The organism is Subtercola sp. PAMC28395 (genome assembly GCF_018889995.1).
Taxonomy (GTDB): domain Bacteria; phylum Actinomycetota; class Actinomycetes; order Actinomycetales; family Microbacteriaceae; genus Subtercola.
The window spans coordinates 1,437,043-1,456,186 of record NZ_CP076547.1 but is presented as its reverse complement, the minus strand read 5'-3'; the positions used below and the strand labels follow the sequence as shown (position 1 = coordinate 1,456,186).

At 65.4% G+C, this 19,144-nt stretch carries 14 protein-coding genes; 9 read left to right on the top strand and 5 right to left on the bottom strand.

The window, feature by feature from the left end:
- Positions 1-4 precede the first annotated feature (4 nt).
- From KPL76_RS06735 to KPL76_RS06725, 3 genes are all read right to left on the bottom strand, one after another.
- The gene (locus KPL76_RS06735; protein ID WP_253202211.1) at positions 5-580 is read right to left on the bottom strand and encodes a GtrA family protein; all 576 of its coding nucleotides are present in this window, start codon (positions 578-580) and stop codon (positions 5-7) included.
- The gene (locus tag KPL76_RS06730; RefSeq protein ID WP_216335680.1) at positions 577-2,451 is read right to left on the bottom strand and encodes a DUF4012 domain-containing protein; all 1,875 of its coding nucleotides are present in this window, start codon (positions 2,449-2,451) and stop codon (positions 577-579) included. The genes KPL76_RS06735 and KPL76_RS06730 overlap by 4 nt, the downstream gene beginning before the upstream one ends.
- Before the next feature lie 126 nt (positions 2,452-2,577).
- Positions 2,578-4,491, bottom strand: coding sequence for a glycosyltransferase family 1 protein (locus KPL76_RS06725; protein ID WP_216335679.1), 1,914 nt, complete (start codon positions 4,489-4,491; stop codon positions 2,578-2,580).
- Between the two features lie 126 nt (positions 4,492-4,617).
- Between KPL76_RS06725 and KPL76_RS06720 the strand changes: the two genes are divergently transcribed.
- The 6 genes from KPL76_RS06720 (at position 4,618) to KPL76_RS06695 (ending at position 11,848) form a co-directional block, all read left to right on the top strand.
- A complete protein-coding gene (locus KPL76_RS06720; protein ID WP_216335678.1) occupies positions 4,618-5,604 on the top strand; it encodes a GDP-mannose 4,6-dehydratase in 987 nt (328 codons plus the stop codon).
- 75 nt (positions 5,605-5,679) lie between these two features.
- Positions 5,680-6,642, top strand: coding sequence for a GDP-mannose 4,6-dehydratase (locus KPL76_RS06715; protein ID WP_216335677.1), 963 nt, complete (start codon positions 5,680-5,682; stop codon positions 6,640-6,642).
- Positions 6,620-7,837: a glycosyltransferase family 1 protein gene (locus tag KPL76_RS06710; protein WP_253202210.1), complete on the top strand. Its 1,218-nt coding sequence runs from the start codon at positions 6,620-6,622 to the stop codon at positions 7,835-7,837. The genes KPL76_RS06715 and KPL76_RS06710 overlap by 23 nt, the downstream gene beginning before the upstream one ends.
- Positions 7,834-8,718 (top strand): glycosyltransferase family 2 protein, encoded by an 885-nt coding sequence (locus tag KPL76_RS06705; protein ID WP_216335676.1) that lies wholly within the window; start codon positions 7,834-7,836, stop codon positions 8,716-8,718. Before KPL76_RS06710 ends, KPL76_RS06705 begins: the two co-directional genes overlap by 4 nt.
- Entirely contained in the window at positions 8,711-10,255 is a 1,545-nt protein-coding gene (locus KPL76_RS06700) for a glycosyltransferase family 39 protein (protein WP_216335675.1), read from the top strand. The genes KPL76_RS06705 and KPL76_RS06700 overlap by 8 nt, the downstream gene beginning before the upstream one ends.
- 51 nt (positions 10,256-10,306) lie before the next feature.
- Positions 10,307-11,848, top strand: coding sequence for a glycosyltransferase family 39 protein (locus KPL76_RS06695; RefSeq protein ID WP_216335674.1), 1,542 nt, complete (start codon positions 10,307-10,309; stop codon positions 11,846-11,848).
- 79 nt (positions 11,849-11,927) lie between these two features.
- Here KPL76_RS06695 and KPL76_RS06690 read toward each other — a convergent pair whose 3' ends face one another.
- Together KPL76_RS06690 and KPL76_RS06685 are read right to left on the bottom strand one after the other, a co-directional pair.
- Positions 11,928-14,051 (bottom strand): carbohydrate binding domain-containing protein, encoded by a 2,124-nt coding sequence (locus KPL76_RS06690; protein ID WP_216335673.1) that lies wholly within the window; start codon positions 14,049-14,051, stop codon positions 11,928-11,930.
- 95 nt (positions 14,052-14,146) lie between these two features.
- On the bottom strand, positions 14,147-14,719 hold the full coding sequence (locus tag KPL76_RS06685) for a hypothetical protein (protein WP_216335672.1): 573 nt from the start codon (positions 14,717-14,719) through the stop codon (positions 14,147-14,149).
- A 177-nt stretch (positions 14,720-14,896) separates the two neighbouring features.
- Between KPL76_RS06685 and KPL76_RS06680 the strand changes: the two genes are divergently transcribed.
- The 3 genes from KPL76_RS06680 to KPL76_RS06670 are packed head-to-tail and all read left to right on the top strand — an operon-like array spanning position 14,897 to position 19,112.
- Complete coding sequence (locus tag KPL76_RS06680) at positions 14,897-16,624, top strand: glycosyltransferase (protein WP_216335671.1); 1,728 nt, start codon at positions 14,897-14,899, stop codon at positions 16,622-16,624.
- Entirely contained in the window at positions 16,621-18,141 is a 1,521-nt protein-coding gene (locus tag KPL76_RS06675; protein ID WP_216335670.1) for a glycosyltransferase family 1 protein, read from the top strand. Before KPL76_RS06680 ends, KPL76_RS06675 begins: the two co-directional genes overlap by 4 nt.
- Positions 18,141-19,112: a UDP-glucuronic acid decarboxylase family protein gene (locus tag KPL76_RS06670; RefSeq protein ID WP_216335669.1), complete on the top strand. Its 972-nt coding sequence runs from the start codon at positions 18,141-18,143 to the stop codon at positions 19,110-19,112. Before KPL76_RS06675 ends, KPL76_RS06670 begins: the two co-directional genes overlap by 1 nt.
- Positions 19,113-19,144: the final 32 nt, after the last annotated feature.

Sequence of the window (19,144 nt, the reverse complement as noted above, 5' to 3'; positions counted from 1 at the left end):
ACAATTATAGGCGGCGCTTCTTGCGTGCGGCTTCGGCCGCGGCCGCCTCATCGTCTTCGAAGACCGCCGCTGCCGCAGACTCTGCCTTCTGCTCTGCGTCGAATTCCTCCTGGCCCGCTGCGGCGGCGTCGACGCGGTGGTGACCGAAGACCCAGTAGCGGTAGAGAACAAAACGGAAGACCGTCGCCAGGACGGTGCCGACGAGCTGGGAGGAGATGTTGTCGGCGAGGATCGACTGGAATCCCAGCACGTAGTGCGAGAACCACAGGCAGAGGAGGTTGATCAACAATCCCGAGACGGCCACGACCGAGAATTCAGCGAGTTCCCGCAGGTAGTTTGCGCGACGATGCTCACGGAACGTCCAGTACCGATTGCCGAACCACGTCACGACAGTGGCGACAGCGACAGCCACCACCTTGGCCCAGAGCGGCCCCGACAGCCAATGCGCCGAACCGATCCCGTTGATCAGCAGCCAGTTGAACACCACGAAGTCGACGATGAAACCGACACCGCCGACAACTCCGAATTTGAGCAGGTAACGGATGAGCTGCGAGTAGAGACGTGCGATGAAGGCGATCACTTGCAACCAGCGGCCGTCATCGTCGTCTTGGTGGGGTTCATCATCGGTGTCGCGGTGAAGACCGGCGGGCCGTAGGCGCCCGCGGCCCCCTGGAACGTCGCTGTGACCGTGTTGGTCTCACCGGGTGCCAGATCGACCTCGAAGTGGGCGACCGGTCGCCCGAGGTCACCCGCATTGCCCACATCCACCGCGTAGACGCTCGTCGAGCCCGCGTTTGTCAGGGTGACGTGCGCGTCGACCGGCCCATAGACGAAGACCTCTGTGCTGAACTTCTTCCCCTTGAACTTCGCCCCCGTCACGAACGGCGCGAGGCTCGACGCTTCTTCGGGCGTGATCGTCGAGTGCAGGGTCGTGGTCACAGTGAAGGTCGGGTTCTCGGAGTTCTGGCAGACATCAGTCGTGAGATCCGTCGCCGTCTCGAGCCAGAAATCGGTCTTCGACACACTCACATCGCGAAAGTAGGTACCGACGACCGTGGACTTCGTATTGTCGTTGGGCAGTACGCCCTGGAGTTTCGAGCCGTCCATGAGCTTCTGTTCGGCCGCGACCGGGCTCCAGGCCATGATGTTGCCCGAGTCGATCGCTGTGTTCAGCGCACCCAGGAGGGCCTGCGGATCAGCGGTGGTCGTCGTCAATCCGGCGAAGATGCTCTTCGCCGCGTCAGCGAAGAAGACATCGGTCTTTGCCTGGATCTCGTTTGCGGGGTACCGGAGATAGATGTCGTGAAGCAGAAGCGAAACGGCGTTCTCTGCCGTGATCTGCTCGCCGGATGCCAGGGTCACCGGGCCGGTGACGGCCAGCAGCTGCGAGAGGGCGATCGGGTTGATCGAGATCACACCGTCGACCTTCTCTGGCTTGTACTTCTCCCACCAGGCCTTGATCGTCTCTCCTGCTGTGGGGAAGTCGGGCCGGGCCGTCGACCAGTTCAAGGTCGAGTTGATGCCGGTGGAGTACAGGTTGATCAGGTTCGGGTCGATGTCCCTCACAGGCCCGTCGTTGGTGGGGAAGTTCTGGCTCGAGCCCTGGTCGGTGATGGAGAAGGCCCCATTGTCGACGGTGAGCAGTGAGAGCGAAGCCGGGCCTCCTCCGAGAGCAGTCGTCTCAGCATTGTTCAGGAAGGCAAGCACATAGTGGCGCGTGCCGTTCATTCCGAGGATGCCCTCTGCGGTCGCCAGTGTCGACCGCACCTTTGTGATCTGGTCGTGCGCTTTCGACAGCGCAGCGGTCATCTGCTTCTGCGCCGAAACGATCTGCCCGACGGTGTTCGACGTGTCGATTGCTGCGACGGTCGCCTGTTGTTCGACGAGCGACGCATCGGCGCTGGCGAGCGTGGCGTCTCCGGTGGTCAGGAGCGCCGTGTTCACGGCGCCGTTGTGCGGGCGGAGCGAATCGGGGGACAGCGTCTTCGAGAAGTCGACGACGGGCATCAGGGCCGTGCTGCCCAGCTGATCGAGAGAGGACGAGAGTTCGCGGACCGCGGCGAGGTTGGGCCCCACGACCGGCAGCGCTTCTGCGAGGCGGTAGAGCGGGTCATCCGTGTGCATGCTCGCCGCATGGGCGTGCGCTGCGAAGTCGGTGGCCGAGGTCGCCAGACCGGCGGTGTCGAGGCTGGAGAGCTGCGTCTGGATCTCTGACACCGAGGTCTGGGCGGCTTCGAGCTCGGACTTGGCCTGGAGTGTCTGGAAGGCAACCCACCCGACGACGCAGGCCAGCGCGATCACCACGACCGAGATCGTCGACCACACGATGATGCGCCGACGGCGTTTGGGCGAGCGCTGGCGGCGTTCAGCACGGCGCGTCACCCTGGACTCGGGTTCGCGCGAATCGTCGTCACGGGGGTTGGCGCTGTCTGCGGGTTCGATACTCGGCACTCCTCTTACGGCGAAGACAAGAAATGTCGGGGCTCTACGGGTCATCCCCTCGGGTGGCCCAAGTTTAGCAAGCCTGTGCTGACACGCAGCTGTGATGCTCCGGGGCCCGGACGAGTCGGGCACCGGTCACCGCGAGAGGCGGCGCCGCACAATCCGGAGTGCAGACTTCGACGCGGGGATGACGCCCATCTCGCGAGAGCGTACGACGAAGAAATGAACGAGCGGCCCGACCCGGGAGATCTTGCCCACCATCGAATTGCGCCAGGCCTCCCGCCGCTGCTCGGCGGCAGCGACCGCAACCCACCAGGCCGCGAGGATGTCTTCGCTCGGGAGCGTCGCTGCGAGAGCGCCCGCGCTGGGTGCCGCGCCCGTGTCTGCGTGGCCACCGCGGCGCGATTGGCCCTGCGCTGCCCGCAAAGCCAGCTCACGCTGGGCGGGCACCACCAACTCTGCCCACAGCTCCCCCGCATAGTCGTCCCAGCTGCGGAAGGACCGCTCAGCAGCTTCTTGACGCAACCGCTGGTACAGCTCGTCGTCGAGGAGCAACGACGCCATCGCGGTGCGCAGCTGTTCGTCATCGCGGGCATCGACCAGGAGGCAGCCGCCCCCTTCTGCCGCCTCTCGGAGGCTCCCGTGATCGGCAGTGATCACGGGAGTGCCGAGCGCCAGGGACTCGGCCACCGGAAGGCCGAAGCCCTCGTGCAGCGAAGGGAAGACGGTGAACCGGGCCTCGCGGTAGGAGTTGAGGAGCACTGCGTCACTGGCTCCCCTGAGTACTTCGACCGGCGCTCCCGTAGCCCTCAGCCGGTGGATCTGACCGTCGAAGCGGTGGATCGTGGCGGCACTGCCGCCCCCGATGAAGCGCAGCCGAAACGCCACGCCCTCAGCCCAGAGGCGCTCGGCTGCGAAGAGAATCGCGTCGTGGTTCTTGCGTGGCTCCTGGCTGCCCACGACGAGGATGAGCGGCAGAGCGTCAGTGTCGTTCCTCTGGTCGTCGACGGGGCGACTGGCCACCCGCGTGACCGGCCTGCTGGTCGGGGGGTTCATGGCCAGCGGCACGGCGACGACCTCCGGCCCGGTGATGCCCTGGGCCCTGAGCGCCGAGACGAATCCCGAGAACTCCCCCGCCGCCGATTCACTCACCCCTGCCACACGCGATGCGTTCTTCACGACCGTCAGATACCTCGCGAAACGCTCGATCTCTGGCGCATCCTGGCTGTCTGCGCTCACGATGGGAATGGCGTCGTGCCCGACCATGACGAGTGGGTTGCCCGACACGCCGGCCAGTCCTGCCAGAGCTGCGGCGACAGGCTGCTGGGCCACTTCGATCTCGACGATCACCGAATCGACCGGCACGAGGGTCGGTCTCGCCGCAGTGGTGGCCGCCTCGGCGGCTCTGCGGGCATCCGAGCCCTGGGTGGAATGCCCGGCCCAGTCGGTCACTCGCCGGGATTCGGTGGGGCCGAGGCGCCGCATCCCGGAGTTGTCGTCGTTCCAGCAGACGAGGGTCAGCTCATGCACGGCGCTCCACCGCGAAGCCGTCTCTCGAAGGACCCGCTGAACGCCGGTGTTGTGATCTGAGCGACCGCTGAAGTCGGCATCGAGCACCACCGCGTTCGCCACGACCTCGATGGGGTCATCCAGGTGGAATGAGCGCCGGATGATCGGCTCGAGCGCCTCGAGCAGTGCCGGCAAGGAGCCGCCCCTGCCTGTCTCACTGCCCAGACCCAGCGCGCGGCGAACGGCGCGATGCTCATCGGGCGTCGGGTACACGGCGGTGAACGCAACGATGACGAGCCAGACGTCCCTGTCGAGAATAAGGCCCTCTGAAGCTGAGACATCGCGCAGAATCGACTCGGCCAGCGCCCCGGGGCCGGGCGCGCCGGCAGCGTTCGCCGAAACGGAGCCACGGTCATCCGATCGCGCAGACAGATGCGGCCGGACGGCCAGCAACCGCGCGGCAAGTGAGTCGAGGAAGGCGTCGGTTGCCACGCCCGCGCTGTCGCCGGACGGGCGTGCTGCTGCTGGGGTGTTCGGCACGGCACCCCTTCCCGGTTCACGCATCATGGAATACTAGTTGATCGACTGCCCCCAGTATCATGGGCTGTCGCACGAGACCTTCGCAGACTCAGCTCCGCGCTCAGATTCACAGACAAACGAGGAACTATGCCCCGCGCTCTTATCACCGGTATCACTGGCCAGGACGGCCTCTACCTCGGCGAGCTGCTGCTCTCCAAGGGGTACGAGGTCTACGGTCTGATCCGCGGCCAGAACAACCCCAAGAGGGCCCTCGTCGAAGCGACACTGCCGGGCATCCACCTGCTCACCGGTGACCTCACCGACCTGTCGAGCCTGATCCGTGCCCTCGAGGCCGCCAAGCCCGACGAGTTCTACAACCTCGGCGCCATCTCGTTCGTCGCGTACTCGTGGGAGAACGCCTCGCTCACCACCGAGGTCACCGCGAAGGGTGTGTTGAACGCGCTCGAAGCTGTTCGCCTGTACTCCGGCGACGAGCCCGCGAAGGTGCGGTTCTACCAGGCCTCGAGCTCGGAGATGTTCGGCAAGGTTCAGCAGGTCCCCCAGAACGAAGACACCCTGCTCTGGCCGCGCTCGCCCTACGGTGTGGCGAAGGTCTTCGGTCACTACATGACCATCAACTACCGCGAGTCGTACGGCATGCACGCCTCCTCCGGTGTGCTCTTCAACCACGAGTCCCCGCGCCGCGGGCCGGAGTTCGTGACCCGCAAGGTCAGCATCGCCGTCGCCCGCATCTCGCTTGGCCTGCAGGACAAGATCGTGCTCGGCAACCTCGACGCCCGCCGCGACTGGGGCTTCGCCGGTGACTACGTCGAAGCGATGTGGTTGATGCTGCAGCAAGACGTCGCTGACGACTACGTCATCTCCACCGGCGAGACCCACTCCATCCACGAGCTCCTCGAGAAGGCATTCGCCGCCGCGGGCATCACCGAATGGCAGCAGTACGTGGAGCAGAACCCCGAGTTCATGCGCCCCGCAGAGGTCGACCTGCTCATCGGCTCCAGCGCGAAAGCCGAGAAGGCCCTCGGCTGGAAGCCCAAGGTCGGTTTCGAAGAACTCGTCACCATGATGGTCAAGAATGACATCGCCGAGCAGAAGACCCTCGCCGGGCTCTGAACAGATTTCAGGGAGCGCGCCAGACAGGCTCCCTCCGGTTCTGAACCACCGACAACGAAGGATGATCGACAACCCGTGCCAGTCGCCCTGATCACCGGAATCTCGGGCCAGGACGGCTCGTACCTCGCCCAGTCCCTGCTCGCGGACGGGTACGACGTGCACGGAATCGTCCGCAACCCTGCCGAGGAGAACCTCGCCGCGATCGGTGAGCACGCCCGGCTTACCCTGCACAGCACGGATCTGCTGGCCGTGGGTGCGCTGGAAGACCTTGTCGCCGAGGTGAAGCCGAATGAGCTCTACAGCCTCGCCGCAGTGAGCAGCGTGTTCGAATCGTGGCGGAGCCCGGTGCAGACCGGCGAGATCAACGGTCAGGTCGTCGTGCGCCTTCTCGACAGCGCATTCCGCCTGCACGAGACGGGGCACGATGTGCGGGTGCTGCACGCGTCGAGTGCCGAGATCTTCGGCCAGACCGAGGTGTCACCGCAGACCGAGAGCACCCCGATCAGGCCGTCTTCGCCCTACGGCGCGTCGAAGGCCTACGCTCACCTCTCTGTCGGGGTGTTCCGCGGGCGCGGTGTGCACGCCTCGAACTGCATTCTCTACAACCACGAATCACCTCGCCGGCCAGAGAACTTCGTCACCCGCAAGATCACCGCGAGCGTCGCCCGCATCAGCAGGGGCCTGCAGGACGGCATCGAACTCGGCAACCTCGATGCCCGCCGCGACTGGGGCTGGGCGCCCGACTACGTCGACGCAATGCGCCGAGCCGTCACAGCGCCCCGGGGCGGCGACTACATCGTCGCGACCGGTGTCTCCCACACCATCCACGACTTCCTCGACGCCGCCTTCGCGCGCGTCGGCATAACCGACTGGTCGGGCCTTGTCACTCAGAACCCCGAGTTCGTGCGACCCGTCGACCCCGCCGAGCAGCGCGGCGACGCCACCAGGGCCCGCGAAGAACTCGGCTGGACTCCCACCACCGACTTCACCACCATCGTCGAACGCATGGTCGACAATGACCTCGAACTCCTTGCGTGACACCCGCAGCCTGAAAGGCTTCAGCCGACCGCTGACCGTGTTGCTCGATGCCACGGCGATCCCCGCGAACCGGGGCGGCGTCGGCCGCTATGTCGAGAATCTGGTTCCTGAGTTGGTGAAGCTCGGCACGGCACTCGTCGTCGTCTGCCAGCTTCGAGACCGCGACGCCTTCGAATCGGCGGGCGTGCAACAGGTTGTCACCATGCCGCCGTGGGGTTCCAGGGCCAGGGGCCGGTTCGTCTGGGAACAGCTGAGACTTCCCGCGCTTGCCCGTGCGGTCGGGGCCACGGTCATCCACTCCCCGCACTACACCTTCCCGCTCTTCACGCGCCGGGCACGCGTCGTGACCATCCACGACCTGACCTTCTTCAGCGACCCCGAGCTGCACTCGAGACTCAAGGGCGTGTTCTTCCGCACCTGGATCCGGCTCGCACACGCCCTGCGTCTGACAGTCGTCACCCCGAGTATCGCGACGGCCGACGAGTTCCGTCGCGTCACGGGAGCCAAGCAGTCGCTCGTCGTCGCTGCGCAACTGGGCTACGACACGGCGGTCTTCCATCAGCCGAGTGATGACGAGCTTGCCGAGTTCCGTGCGTCACTTCACCCGGCTCCGGGTGAGTGGGTCGCGTTCCTCGGCACCCTTGAGCCCCGCAAGAATGTGCCGGCACTCGTTCGGGCATTCGTCTCGACAACGGCAACCATGACAGATGATCGCCCGGCACTGTTGCTCGCCGGTGGCGCCGGCTGGGACACCTCGGTCGCTGACGCGATCGCGCAGGCGCAGGCCGCCGGCTGCGACGTGCGCACCCTCGGCTACCTGCCGATCGACCACCTGCGTTCCCTGCTCGGCGGCTCGGTCGTCACTGCCTACCCGAGCCTCGGCGAGGGCTTCGGGCTCCCCGTGCTCGAAGCCATGGCCAGCGGAGCAGCCGTGCTCACAACACGTCGACTCTCGCTGCCCGAAGTGGGCGGCGACGCCGTGGCATACTGCGACGTCGACGAGGCCAGCATCGCCGGTTCTCTCACCGCGCTGCTGTCGAACCCGACTGAACGCCATCGCCTGGCAGAGGCGGGCCTTGCGCGAGCCACCCGGTTCTCGTGGCACGCCTGCGCCACAGCGCACCTTCGCGCGTATTCAGCCGCCCTCGGTAACGGGGTTACGCGAAATCCATCGACAGGAGCAGAGGCAGAATGAGCAGCGCCCTCGCCCTCGTGACCGTCAGCTACTTCTCTGGAGACGACGTCGTCACCTGCCTGGAGTCGGTGCCGGAGGCCAGCATCCGCAGCCCTGAAATCATTGTCGTGAACAATGCCGGGGCGGATGACCTGCGGCCCCTTCTCGAACAGTTCGACGGCTCTGCCACCCACCCCGGCGGGCTGACACTGCTCGAACCGAAGGCCAACCTCGGCTACGGCGGCGCAGTCAACTTCGCTGCGGCACGCCTGGCCCCTGAGGCCCTGTGGATCCTCATCACCAACCCCGACGTCACGTTCACTCCCGGCAGCATCGACGCGCTGCTCGCGGTTGCCGAAGCCGACGACCGCATCGGCATGGTCGGGCCCCGCATCACCAACGACGACGGAACCATCTACCCCTCCGCCCGCGACCTGCCCTCACTCACCGTCGGCGCGGGGCACGCTGTGCTGCATCGCATCTGGCCCGGCAACCCCTGGTCGAAGAGGTACCTCCGGGCAGACAAGTCGCACTCGGCACAGACCGAGCCGGTTCAGTCTGGTTGGCTCTCTGGCGCCTGCATGCTCGTGCGCCGGGCCGCCTTCGAGCAGGTGGGCGGGTTCGACGACCGCTTCTTCATGTACTTCGAAGACGTCGACCTCGGCGAGCGCATCGGCAACGCCGGCTGGAAGGTACTCTACGTGCCCACCGCCACAGTCGGTCACGCCGGTGGCACCTCCACCGCAGCCCACTCGGCCGCGATGACCAAGGCACACCACCGGAGCGCCTACCGGTACCTCGCAAAGCGCTACCACCAGTGGTACCTGCTGCCGGTTCGCCTGGCGTTGCGCCTGGGGCTGACTCTCAGGGCCCTCGTGGGTACCGTGAGAAATCATGGCTGAGTCGGTACCCCGCGAAGCAGAACCTGTCGACCGAACGGCAGGTGACGCCACTCCTGGTGGTGTGCAGCCCGTGACCGCCCAGCACAGCAGGCTGTACCGGCTGGATGCCCGGCTCACCACGATCGCCTTCTACGTGCTGCTCGCCGCCGGCCTCGCCTTCCGCATCTACCTCTTCTACACCCCCGCCTTCATCGTCGACTCCGACAACGCCGTCGTCTACCTCCAGACCAAACACATCTCCGAAGGCGAATTCACCTGGTTCTTCTGGGGCCAGAGCTACGGCGGCACCCTCCTCGACTACATCGCCGCAGCAGCAATGCTCGTCTTCGGAGCACACATCCAAGTGCTCTCCATCGTCAGCACCCTCATCTTCGTCATCGCCGTCTTCCTGATCCGCCACATCGGCACCCAGGCCTTCGACCGCATCACCGGCACCGTCGCCGCAATCCTCTTCTGGTTCTCCGGCTACTACACCCTCAAGATCTCCATCAGCGAATCCGGCTTCTACGGGCCGAGCCTCGTGCTCGGCCTTGCGACGATCGCCGTCGCGCTGCGAACCGGCGTACGCCGCCCATACCTGCAGTGGGCGATCGTCGGGCTGCTCGCGGGCCTCGCCTTCTGGCAGTCCCCGATGGGCGCGATGCTCGCCGCCCCGGCGCTGGTCATCCTGATCATCCGCCAGCGATCCTGGCGCCACCTGCTCGTCGGTGCCGTTGCGGTGGTCATCGGGGCACTGCCGTGGATCATCCAGTTCGCCACCAGCCTGTCAGCGGTGAAGCCCAAGGGGCGCCCAAGCCCTCGCAGCCTCGTCACCTTCTTCACCGAACTCATGCCAACCATCGTCAGCGCCGACGGGGTATTCGCCAAACTGACGGTCGCCGCCATCTGCATCGGGCTGCTGGCCTTGCTGGCTGTTCTCGCCGTGCGGCGCCGGAACGCGTGGCTGTTCTGCCTCGTTGCTGGCGCGTTGCTGGTCGTCTGTGTCGTCACCGTCGGGGCGGGGGTCGTTCTCTCGACCGTCGATGTGCGGTACGCGATCTTCGTCATGCCTGCACTGGCGATCGCTGCGGCCTGGATCATCACCCGGGTGCGCTTTCTCGGCATTGCCGCGATGATCGTTGCGGCACTGCTCACTTTCGGGCAGGTGAAACAGCTCTTCGGCGACCTGAGCACGACGGCGGGCTCGCAGTACATCGTCGGCGACATCCGTGGCCTAGGCGACTACCTCGAGCAGCAGAACATCACGCATGCCTTCGGCGACTACTGGGTCTCCTACGCGGTTTCGGCCGAGACGAACGAACGGGCCCAGGTCGCCTCTCTCTCCGGCGAACTCCGCTATGCCCCCTATGCCGTCGCAGCGGCCGCCCAGGATCCGGTCGTCGTGATCGTCCTGAAGGGCAACGACAACGACACGATGCTGCAGTCCAAGCCGATCGCCACGGCACCCGGCACCACGCGAACCGAAGTCGCTGGGTATGCGGTCTACCGCTTCACCCAGCCCATCGATGTCTTCGACTTCACCTGGGCGCTGTTCTGAGGTGACGCGCCTACCCTCGCTCCAACCCCCTGCCCGCTACTGTGAGAGACCATGACCAACCTCCTGCATGACGACACAGGCGCCGTCGAGCGAACTCCCGCCGGGCGCACCCGACCCGCCAGTGCTGAACCTCTGCCACACAGCAGGCTGTACCGGCTGGATGCCCGGCTCACCACGATCGCCTTCTACGTGCTGCTCGCCGCCGGCCTCGCCTTCCGCATCTACCTCTTCTACACCCCCGCCTTCATCGTCGACTCCGACAACGCCGTCGTCTACCTCCAGACCAAGCACATCTCCGAAGGCGAATTCACCTGGTTCTTCTGGGGCCAGAGCTACGGCGGCACCCTCCTCGACTACATCGCCGGAGCAGCAATGCTCGTCTTCGGAGCACACATCCAAGTGCTCTCCATCGTCAGCACCCTCATCTTCGTCATCGCCGTCTTCCTGATCCGCCACATCGGCACCCAGGCCTTCGACCGCATCACCGGCACCGTCGCCGCAATCCTCTTCTGGTTCTCCGGCTACTACACCCTCCGGATCTCGATCAGCGAGCCGGGCTTCTACGGGCCCAGCCTCGTGCTCGGCCTTGCTGCGGTGGCGGTGGGTCTGCGCACGAACGTGCGCCGCAGCTACCTGCAATGGGCGATCGTCGGGCTGCTCGCAGGGCTGGCGTTCTGGCAATCCCCCATGGGCGCGATGCTCGCCGTTCCGGCCGTCGTGGTGCTGATCATCCGCCAGCGATCCTGGCGCCACCTGCTCGTCGGAGCAGCCGCGGTGGTCATCGGAGCTCTGCCGTGGGTGGTTCAGTACACCTCGGCCATCAAGGCCGTCACTCCTCAAGGCCAGCCGCGCATCCTCAGCCTTGGCACTTTCTTCACCGAGCTTCTCCCGGTGACGGTGAGCGCGATCGAACGACCCGACCGATTGCTGGTGGCGGCGATCTCGATCGGCTTGTTCGTGCTTCTCACGGTTCTCGCGATCCGGCAGCGAAACGTGTGGCTCGCCAGCCTGGTCGGTGGCTCAGTACTCGTGATCTGCATCATCTCTGTGGGCGCGGGCACGCTGCTGACGAACCAACATGGCCGCTATGCGGTGTTCGTCATGCCCACACTCGCGATTGCCGCGGCCTGGATTGTCACCAGGGTGCGATTTCTCGGCATCGTCGCCATGGTGGTGGCCGCGCTGCTCACTGTCGGCCAGACGAGGGCGGTCTTCTCGGACCACCTCAGCCCCGGTCGCCAGAGCTACATCCTCGGTGACATCCCGGCCCTGGGCGACTATCTCATCGCGAACAGGATCACGCACGCCTTCGGGGACTATTGGATCTCGTACTCCGTGACCGCAGAGACCGAGGAACGCAGCCAGGTCGCGACGCTCTCCGGACCTCTGCGGTACCCACCGTATGCAGTGACTGCCGGAGCCCAGGATCCGGTGGTGGTGATCTTCCTCAAGGGCGAGGCCAACGACCTGATGGTGCAGGCAGGCCCGCTCGGCTCCGCGCCGGGAACGACACGCACGGTGGTTGCAGACTATGCCGTGTACACGTTCGCGCAGCCCATCAACGTCTTCGACACCCCCTGGGCGCTGTTCTGATCCGTCGGGCCGGGCTATGCTCGCCAGAGCTGTGCCGGGCGCGTGCGCAGCCGTGCTGGCTGGGTGGCTGGCTGGCCAGCTAGTAGATCTGAGCGCCGTCGACGAAGAGCGTGTTGTTCGTCGACGACTCATAGATCTCGAGCTTGAGGTCGGTGTGGTCCGGTTTGCCGATCGGCAGATCGACCCGCACCAACGTCCAGTCGGCACCCACAGTGAACGGCACCGACGCGCCTTCCGTCGCACCTCCGAGCCCCCACAATGCCAGCGTGCCGCTGAAGGTCTTCGCGGGGTCGGCCGACCTCAACCACACCTCGCCCGTGAAGTCGTCGCCGACGGTGGTCTGCCGGGCAACGGTGAGCGCGAGTGAACTGCCGGGTGCCTGGGTGTTGGTCGCGGCGAAGTAGGAGCCGAACTTCGACGCAACGCCTGTCTGCGCCGAGTTGTAGACGACGAAGTTGACCGTGCCATTCCCGGGGCCCCAACCCGAGGCTGAATTGTTCTCGAAACCGCCGGAGGGGGCGATGTTCCTGCTGAGGATGCCGTTGTCGAGATAGAGCGTCGTGTTCGTCGTACTGAGGTAGATCTCGGGTTTCAGCTGGGTGACGCTGGCATCGGTGATGTCGTAGCTGACGGTCACCTTCTGCCACGAGCTCCCCACGGTGTAGGGCGTCTGGGCAGCCGAATAGTGCGAGCCGAGGCCCCAGAGTGCGAGGCTGCCGCTGATGGGAGTGTTGGGATCGCTCGACTTCAGCCACATCGAGAAGCTGTACCGCTCGCCGACGGCCACCGAGACGTTTATCTGCTGGGCGAGCGAACGCCCGGGTACCGCCGTGTTACTCGCTGCGTAGTAGTCACCGGACTCGGCGACGGAGGAATCCTTGTAGAAGGCCCGGTTCAGAAAGCCGTTCCCGGCCTGCCAGAGACCCCATTGGCCGCCCTCGAACGACGGGTATGAGAGCAGGTTCTGCACGGGCGGCGCCAGCCCGAAGGCCATGGAGGCCGAGTCGATGTCCAGGGTTCCAGCTGTGGAGTACAGGTAGATGTCCAGCCGGATGGTCGAATGAGCCGATTGCCGAACCGGGAGTTTCACGGTGACCTGTTGCCACGTGTCGGTGACGGTGAAGGGAGTCTGGGCGGCCTCGGTCTGGCCGCCCAGCCCCCAGACCGTCACGGCCCCGGAGAACGGCATGCTGAAGGCCGATCTGAGCCAGACCGAGACCGTCACCTGGTCGCCCACCGAAACCTGGCGTGCGACATCCTGGGAGTTCGCTCTACCGGGAACAGCGGTATTCGTGGCCATGTAGTACGAGCCGCTCTGGGCTGTGGCCGGGTCGCGATAGACGGCCCGGTTGAGGTCACCATTGCTCGAGAACCACCCGTCGGAGGTTCCCCCCTCGAAACCGGGGGACCGCAGTCCGCCACCGGTCGGGTCGCCGAACCAGCTGCTGAAGAGCACCCAGAAGTTGCGGTTGCCGTAGGCCGAGCATCCGTCGCCGGTGCCGTAGAGGTTCGCCAGTGCCGCCGCATTGGGCTGGTACGGCGTATAGATGTAGAGGTTCGCGGTGGCCTGGTTCTGGATGTACACGGGCGAGGACCCGCAGGCGGTGTTCGGATTGTAGAGGATGTTGTTGATGCGACCCGGCTGGTAGGCCCACGAGGAGCTGTTCTGGGTGTAACTCTGGAACTGGCGTGCCGCCGAATAGACCTGGTTGAAGAAGCCCGCATAAGCGGGGTCACAGGGAGCGCTGTCGGTGCAGAGAAAGCCGAGGGCCGCGTTGTACATCGTGGCGGTCGGCGAGGAACTCGATACGAGCCCCTGCTCCTTCTCGAGCATGACGAGAAGCACCTGGGGATTGATTCCGCACGCCAGGCTCACCTTGGTGATCAACTGGGCGGCCGACTCACTCGCCGACCCGGAGTAGGCCCGGCAATAGGAGTTTGCCGGCAGCGTCGGCGTGGACTGCGAGTAGTTCCGCAGGCACGGTTGACCGTTGGACGCCGCACAGCTCGCGACCTTGCCGTTCAGGAAGGACTGGACCCCGTCGGAGTTCATCGATCCGGAGTTGAAGAAGGTCGAATCGCTGATGATGTTGCCGGGGCTGAACGAGCTCCCGCTGAGCGCATTGGCAGCTGGCGGCGCGACGGTGCCCACGGCTACGAGCATCGTCGTCGCCAGGAGCGCCGCACCGAGCGCGGCTGTCACTCGTGCAACTAGATTTCGTGCGCGACGGTTCACTGGCGGCCGCACAGTCAGTACCCCATTCACAGCTGTTGCCCTCTTCACTCTGGTTGTCACCCTCACGGAATGTCGACGGTTGTCGGGGCGGAGGTGCCCGCAGACGTCGACGAGAGATATTCGACAGTGACCTGCCACGAACCGGTCGTGAGCGAGGGTGACGAGAGCACCATCGCCCCGCAGTCCATCGAGGAGGCCGACTTCTTTGCGATCGCCGAGGAGGTGACCTTCGACTCGCCGAGCACGGCGACGGCTGTGCACGAACCGTCGGTGTCGGTGACTTCGGGAACGAACGCATTGACCTCGATCGCGACGGCTGTCGGGTTCCAGGACGCAGACGTCACGAACGGCGCAACCGAAGCGATCGGCCGCGTTGTCGGCGTTGCCGTCGGGGTGGGAGTCGCCGTCGGTGTCACGGTCGGCCGCGGTGTCGAGGCAGGAGACGTCGATGGCGTGGAGGTCGGCGTCACCGACGAGGAGGCTGTGGGGCTCGCTGACGGGTTTCGACCTGGTGCGGTCGAGAGCAGGACACCGGCGATCACGGCGGCGACTGCGACAAGAAGCACCACCACGACGATCACCCAGAGGAGGCGCCGCCGCGGATTCGGGTCGCGCGGCAGTTGTCGGTCATCCATCAGCGTCGACGGCCCTTTCAGATTGCGAGGAATGCGAGCGTGTGCGGGAATCGAGGCGGCAACCGCCGTTCCCGGCCAAGTCGACCAGCACACGACAGTTCGAAGCCTAAACGTGCGCCGGGGCGTCGGGCGGCCTGCCCCCTCGGTGAGTTGCAAAGTCCCGTTACCATGGAGACCATGCCTGAATACGCTCCAAGCACCTCTGTCGCGCACCCGAGCCGAGCCCAGGTCGATGCCTGGCTGACCGGCCTCGGCTCGCACATCGGCGAGAACACGCCGTCTGTCGAAGAGCTTCGAGCCAGTGTGAGCTGGCGCGTCACTGCCCCGCTCCGTGCGATACGGGCCCGTGAACGACTCGCTCGAGTACGATCGGGGCATCTCCCGGTCGGGCTCGGAACGCTGAGCGACGTCTCGAGCCTGAGCGCGAGCCGGGCGGCGCTTCACCAGAGACTCAACCAGATCGCGCCCCACCTCCTGGGCCCCGGTACCCCCGTCGGACCGGGCGAACCCTCACTCGAAGTCCTGTTGGGCCTGCTCTGCAGAGCCGCGCTCGCAGACGAGACTCTCGCCAAACTGTGGCTCCTCGTCGTCGGCGTCAGCGGGTGCTTTCCCGACCATGCGCTGCTGCTCGGGCTGAGCCGCGATGCGCATGGCCTCAGCGACCGTGAGGGCGCCGCTCGTGTTCTTCAGCACTGTGGGGTGTGGACGGCACGGTTCCGGTCGAACCTGCGCGAGATCGAAGTCGTCGACGACCGTGTGGTTGCCTTCGTGAACCTGACGGGCCGGTTCGGCTTCAACTCGGGCGTGCAGCGCGTCACACGCGAGACGCTCGCCAGATGGTACCCCTCGGGTGATGTACAACTCGCCGTCCTGACCGAAGACAACACCGGCCTGCGTGCACTCGGTCGATCGGAGATCGAGCGCGTCATCGACTGGGACCAGAGCAAGAGCGACGACGTCTCCGAACTCGACGACGACGATTTCCCTCTCGTCGTTCCATGGAACACGACCTTCTTCATGCCGGAGATCGTCTCCGGGCACGGCGCACTGACCCTCGGCGCCCTCGCTCGATTCACACCGACCCGGTCGGTGGCCATCGTGTACGACACGATCCCCGCCTCCAGCGGATTCTCCGTTCCGCGCCTGGAGAATCATCGTTTCACCACGTACCTCTCGATGCTGAAGTATTTCGACGAAGCCATTGCCATCTCTGCCTCCGCGGCCGAGGAGTTCGACGGATTCCGCTCGGCGCTGGCCGCCCAGGGCCTGGCCGGCCCCGTGGTCACGAGCACCCTTCTTCCCATCGAGCACATTCCGGCCGAGGCGCATGCAGGCGACGAGGCGAGCGACGACCTGCCGATGATCCTCTCGGTCGGCAGCAATGAACCGCGCAAGAACCAGATCGCCGTCGTCTACGCGGCCGAAATGCTCTGGCGCCAGGGCAAGCAGTTCCGGCTCCTGATCGTCGGCGGCCGCGGTGACACCGGGCTCACACAGATCGGTGACGCGGCAACGGCGCTGCAGTCTGCCGGGAGACCCATCGAGGTGATCAGGGACATCAGCGAATCGCGTCTCGCCGATGCCTACTCGCGAGCGCGGTTCAGCGTATTCGTCTCCTTCCATGAGGGCTACGGCCTTCCAGTGGCCGAGTCGCTCGCGGTGGGTACCCCCGTCATCGCGACCGATTATGGAAGCACTGCGGAGATCGCCGAAGGAGGAGGCTGCATTCTGGTCGACCCTCGCGACGATGACGCCCTGACCGAGGCCATGGGCCGGCTCCTCGACGACGACACCCTCCTGGCTACGCTGCACGAACAGATCGAAGATCGTCACGACACGAGCTGGGATGACTACGCCCGCGAGATCCGGAACGTCGTCTTCGTCTCGAAAGGGGCACTGAAATGACCGACACGACCAACTGGGACAACAACGTCGCCGCACTCGTTGTCGCTCTCGGCGACCAGGTACGCGGCAGCACCGCAGCGGAGCACATGGCGCAGCTGGGCGAACTGCTCGATTCCGATCCGGCCTACTCCCGGTTGTGGCTTGTCTGGGCTACCCAGCGCGGAGAACTCCCGGTCGAATCCGACGTTGTCAACTTCCGCCGCGACGTGAAACTGAACGGAGGGGCTGCCGCGCTGTCGTCACTGGGCAACAGGGCAGACTTCTCGATCTTCGGATATGCCACACGAGTCGAGATCGTGGCTGACGCGGTGATGGTCGACGTACACGACACCTGCCGGACCGACAAGATGTCGGGAATCCAGAGAGTCGTTCGTGAGACTGTCTCGCGGTGGGCCCGCGAACACGACATCCAACTGGTCGCCTGGACCAAGAACCGGCGCGCACTTCGGCGCGTCACAGAGATCGAATACGGCCGAGTCGTCGACAAGGTTGCCGCCTCTTCTGATGGCACTGACCCCGTCGAGACAGAACAGATCGTCGTGCCGCACGGTGGGCTGCTCGTTGTTCCCGAACTTGCGGCCGAGAGCGAACGCGCCGAACGTCTCCTGGCGCTCGGCAGGTTCTCGACGACGAGAACGGCGTTCATCGGGTACGACGTGGTGCCGATGACCTCGGGCGAGACGGCAACCGATGCCATTGCAGCGCACTTTCCGCTGTACCTCGACGCCGTTGCCTACTCCTCCAGGGTGGCGACCGACTCGGCGTCGACGGGTTCGGAGTTCGAAGCCTGGAAGCGGATGCTACCCGCATCCGGTCGGACCGGCCCGGAGGTGAAGGCAGTCGTGCTCGCCGGCGATGTCGACGAATCGACTGACGAAAGCCTTGCAGCGGCTCGCAGGCGCCTCAAGCTCGATGACGCACCGATGGTGCTGGTCGTTGGCACACATGAACCCCGCAAGAATCACCTGGTCGTTCTCCAGGCGGCCCGGATTCTCTGGCAGAGAGGCGAGCGCTTCCGTCTCGTCTTCATCGGCAGCTCATCCTGGGGCAGTGCCGCCTTCGACAATCTGGCGCAGGTGCTTCTCGACCAGGGTTATCCGCTCGTCATCGTGAAGGCAGCGAGCGATTCCCTGCTTGCTGCGAGCTACCGTCTTGCAGCCGTCTCGATCTTCACCTCCTTCCACGAAGGATTCGGTCTTCCCATTGTCGAATCCCTCCGCGCGGGAACACCCGTGATTGCATCGAACATCGGAAGCATGCAGGAGATCGCCGACATGTATCGCGGCGTGATCACCATCGATCCGCACTCGGACAGCACCCTGCAGTCCACCCTGCACAGCGTTTTGAGCGATGCGACAATCCTCCAGACGCTGCGCACGGAACTGGCGTCGAACACCTACCGGAGCTGGGACCAGTACGCAGCCGACGTCTGGTCGTTCTTCACCGCTCCGCATGACGCAGCCGCTCCGGGGCATTCCGCGGCTCCCGGCGCCTCCGCGCAGGAGGTGGCTGCCTGATGGAACCGACACGAACAGCCCTTGTCGCTGGTGGCGCAGGATTCCTCGGCTCTCACCTGTGCGATCGCCTTCTTGCTGACGGCTACCGTGTCATCGCGGTGGATTCGTTCATCACGGGGTCCCCGAAGAACGTCGCGCATCTCGCCGCGAACGAGAACTTCACGCTGGTCAACGCAGACGCAGCAGAGGCAGAGTCGATCGAGCAGAAGTTCGACCTGGTGCTGCACTTCGCCTCGCCTGCGTCGCCCCCGCTCTACATCAAGTACCCGCTGGAGACACTCCACGCAGGTTCGTCGGTGACCGAAGCCCTCCTCAACGTCGCACGACGAGACGGGGCCCGGTTCGTGGTCGCATCGACGTCAGAGGTCTACGGGGACCCGGCGGTGCACCCCCAGACCGAGGACTACTGGGGCAACGTGAATCCCATCGGTGTGCGGAGTGTCTACGACGAGGCCAAACGGTACGCCGAAGCCATCACCTTCGCCTACCGTCGCAGCTTCGACACGAACACGGGCATCGCAAGGCTCTTCAACACTTACGGCCCACGTATGGATGTCGGCGACGGGCGCGCGATACCGAACTTCATCGCGGCAGCCCTTGCCGGTTCGCCCATCCCCCTTCACGGGGACGGCAGCCAGACGCGGTCGCTCTGTTTTGTCGACGACCAGATCGACGGCATCCTCCGGCTCGCGCACAGCACAGAGCCCGGGCCCATCAACATCGGGAACCCCCACGAACAGACGTTGCTCGACATCGCCGAGACCGTCATCCGTCTGGCTGGCAGCACCTCGACGATCGAGCTGCTCCCCCGCCCCTCCGACGACCCGGAACGACGCCAGCCCGACATCACGAAGGCCCAGGCACTCCTCGGCTGGAACCCGGTGGTCGGCGTCGAAGAAGGGCTCGCCCGCACGGTCGACTGGTTCCGCCTCGACGCAGCCGGTGGGTCGCCGGCAGCGGTGACCTCATGAGCCCCTCCGAGGTCCCGGTCTCCCCGTGGCCG

Coding starts and splice junctions, on each gene's coding strand:
- KPL76_RS06720 (WP_216335678.1), top strand. CDS start 4,618: ATGCCCCGCGCTCTTATCACCGGTATCACTGGCCAGGACGGCCTCTAC.
- KPL76_RS06710 (WP_253202210.1), top strand. CDS start 6,620: ATGACCTCGAACTCCTTGCGTGACACCCGCAGCCTGAAAGGCTTCAGC.
- KPL76_RS06705 (WP_216335676.1), top strand. CDS start 7,834: ATGAGCAGCGCCCTCGCCCTCGTGACCGTCAGCTACTTCTCTGGAGAC.
- KPL76_RS06700 (WP_216335675.1), top strand. CDS start 8,711: ATGGCTGAGTCGGTACCCCGCGAAGCAGAACCTGTCGACCGAACGGCA.
- KPL76_RS06695 (WP_216335674.1), top strand. CDS start 10,307: ATGACCAACCTCCTGCATGACGACACAGGCGCCGTCGAGCGAACTCCC.
- KPL76_RS06685 (WP_216335672.1), bottom strand. CDS start 14,719: ATGGATGACCGACAACTGCCGCGCGACCCGAATCCGCGGCGGCGCCTC.
- KPL76_RS06680 (WP_216335671.1), top strand. CDS start 14,897: ATGCCTGAATACGCTCCAAGCACCTCTGTCGCGCACCCGAGCCGAGCC.
- KPL76_RS06675 (WP_216335670.1), top strand. CDS start 16,621: ATGACCGACACGACCAACTGGGACAACAACGTCGCCGCACTCGTTGTC.
- KPL76_RS06670 (WP_216335669.1), top strand. CDS start 18,141: ATGGAACCGACACGAACAGCCCTTGTCGCTGGTGGCGCAGGATTCCTC.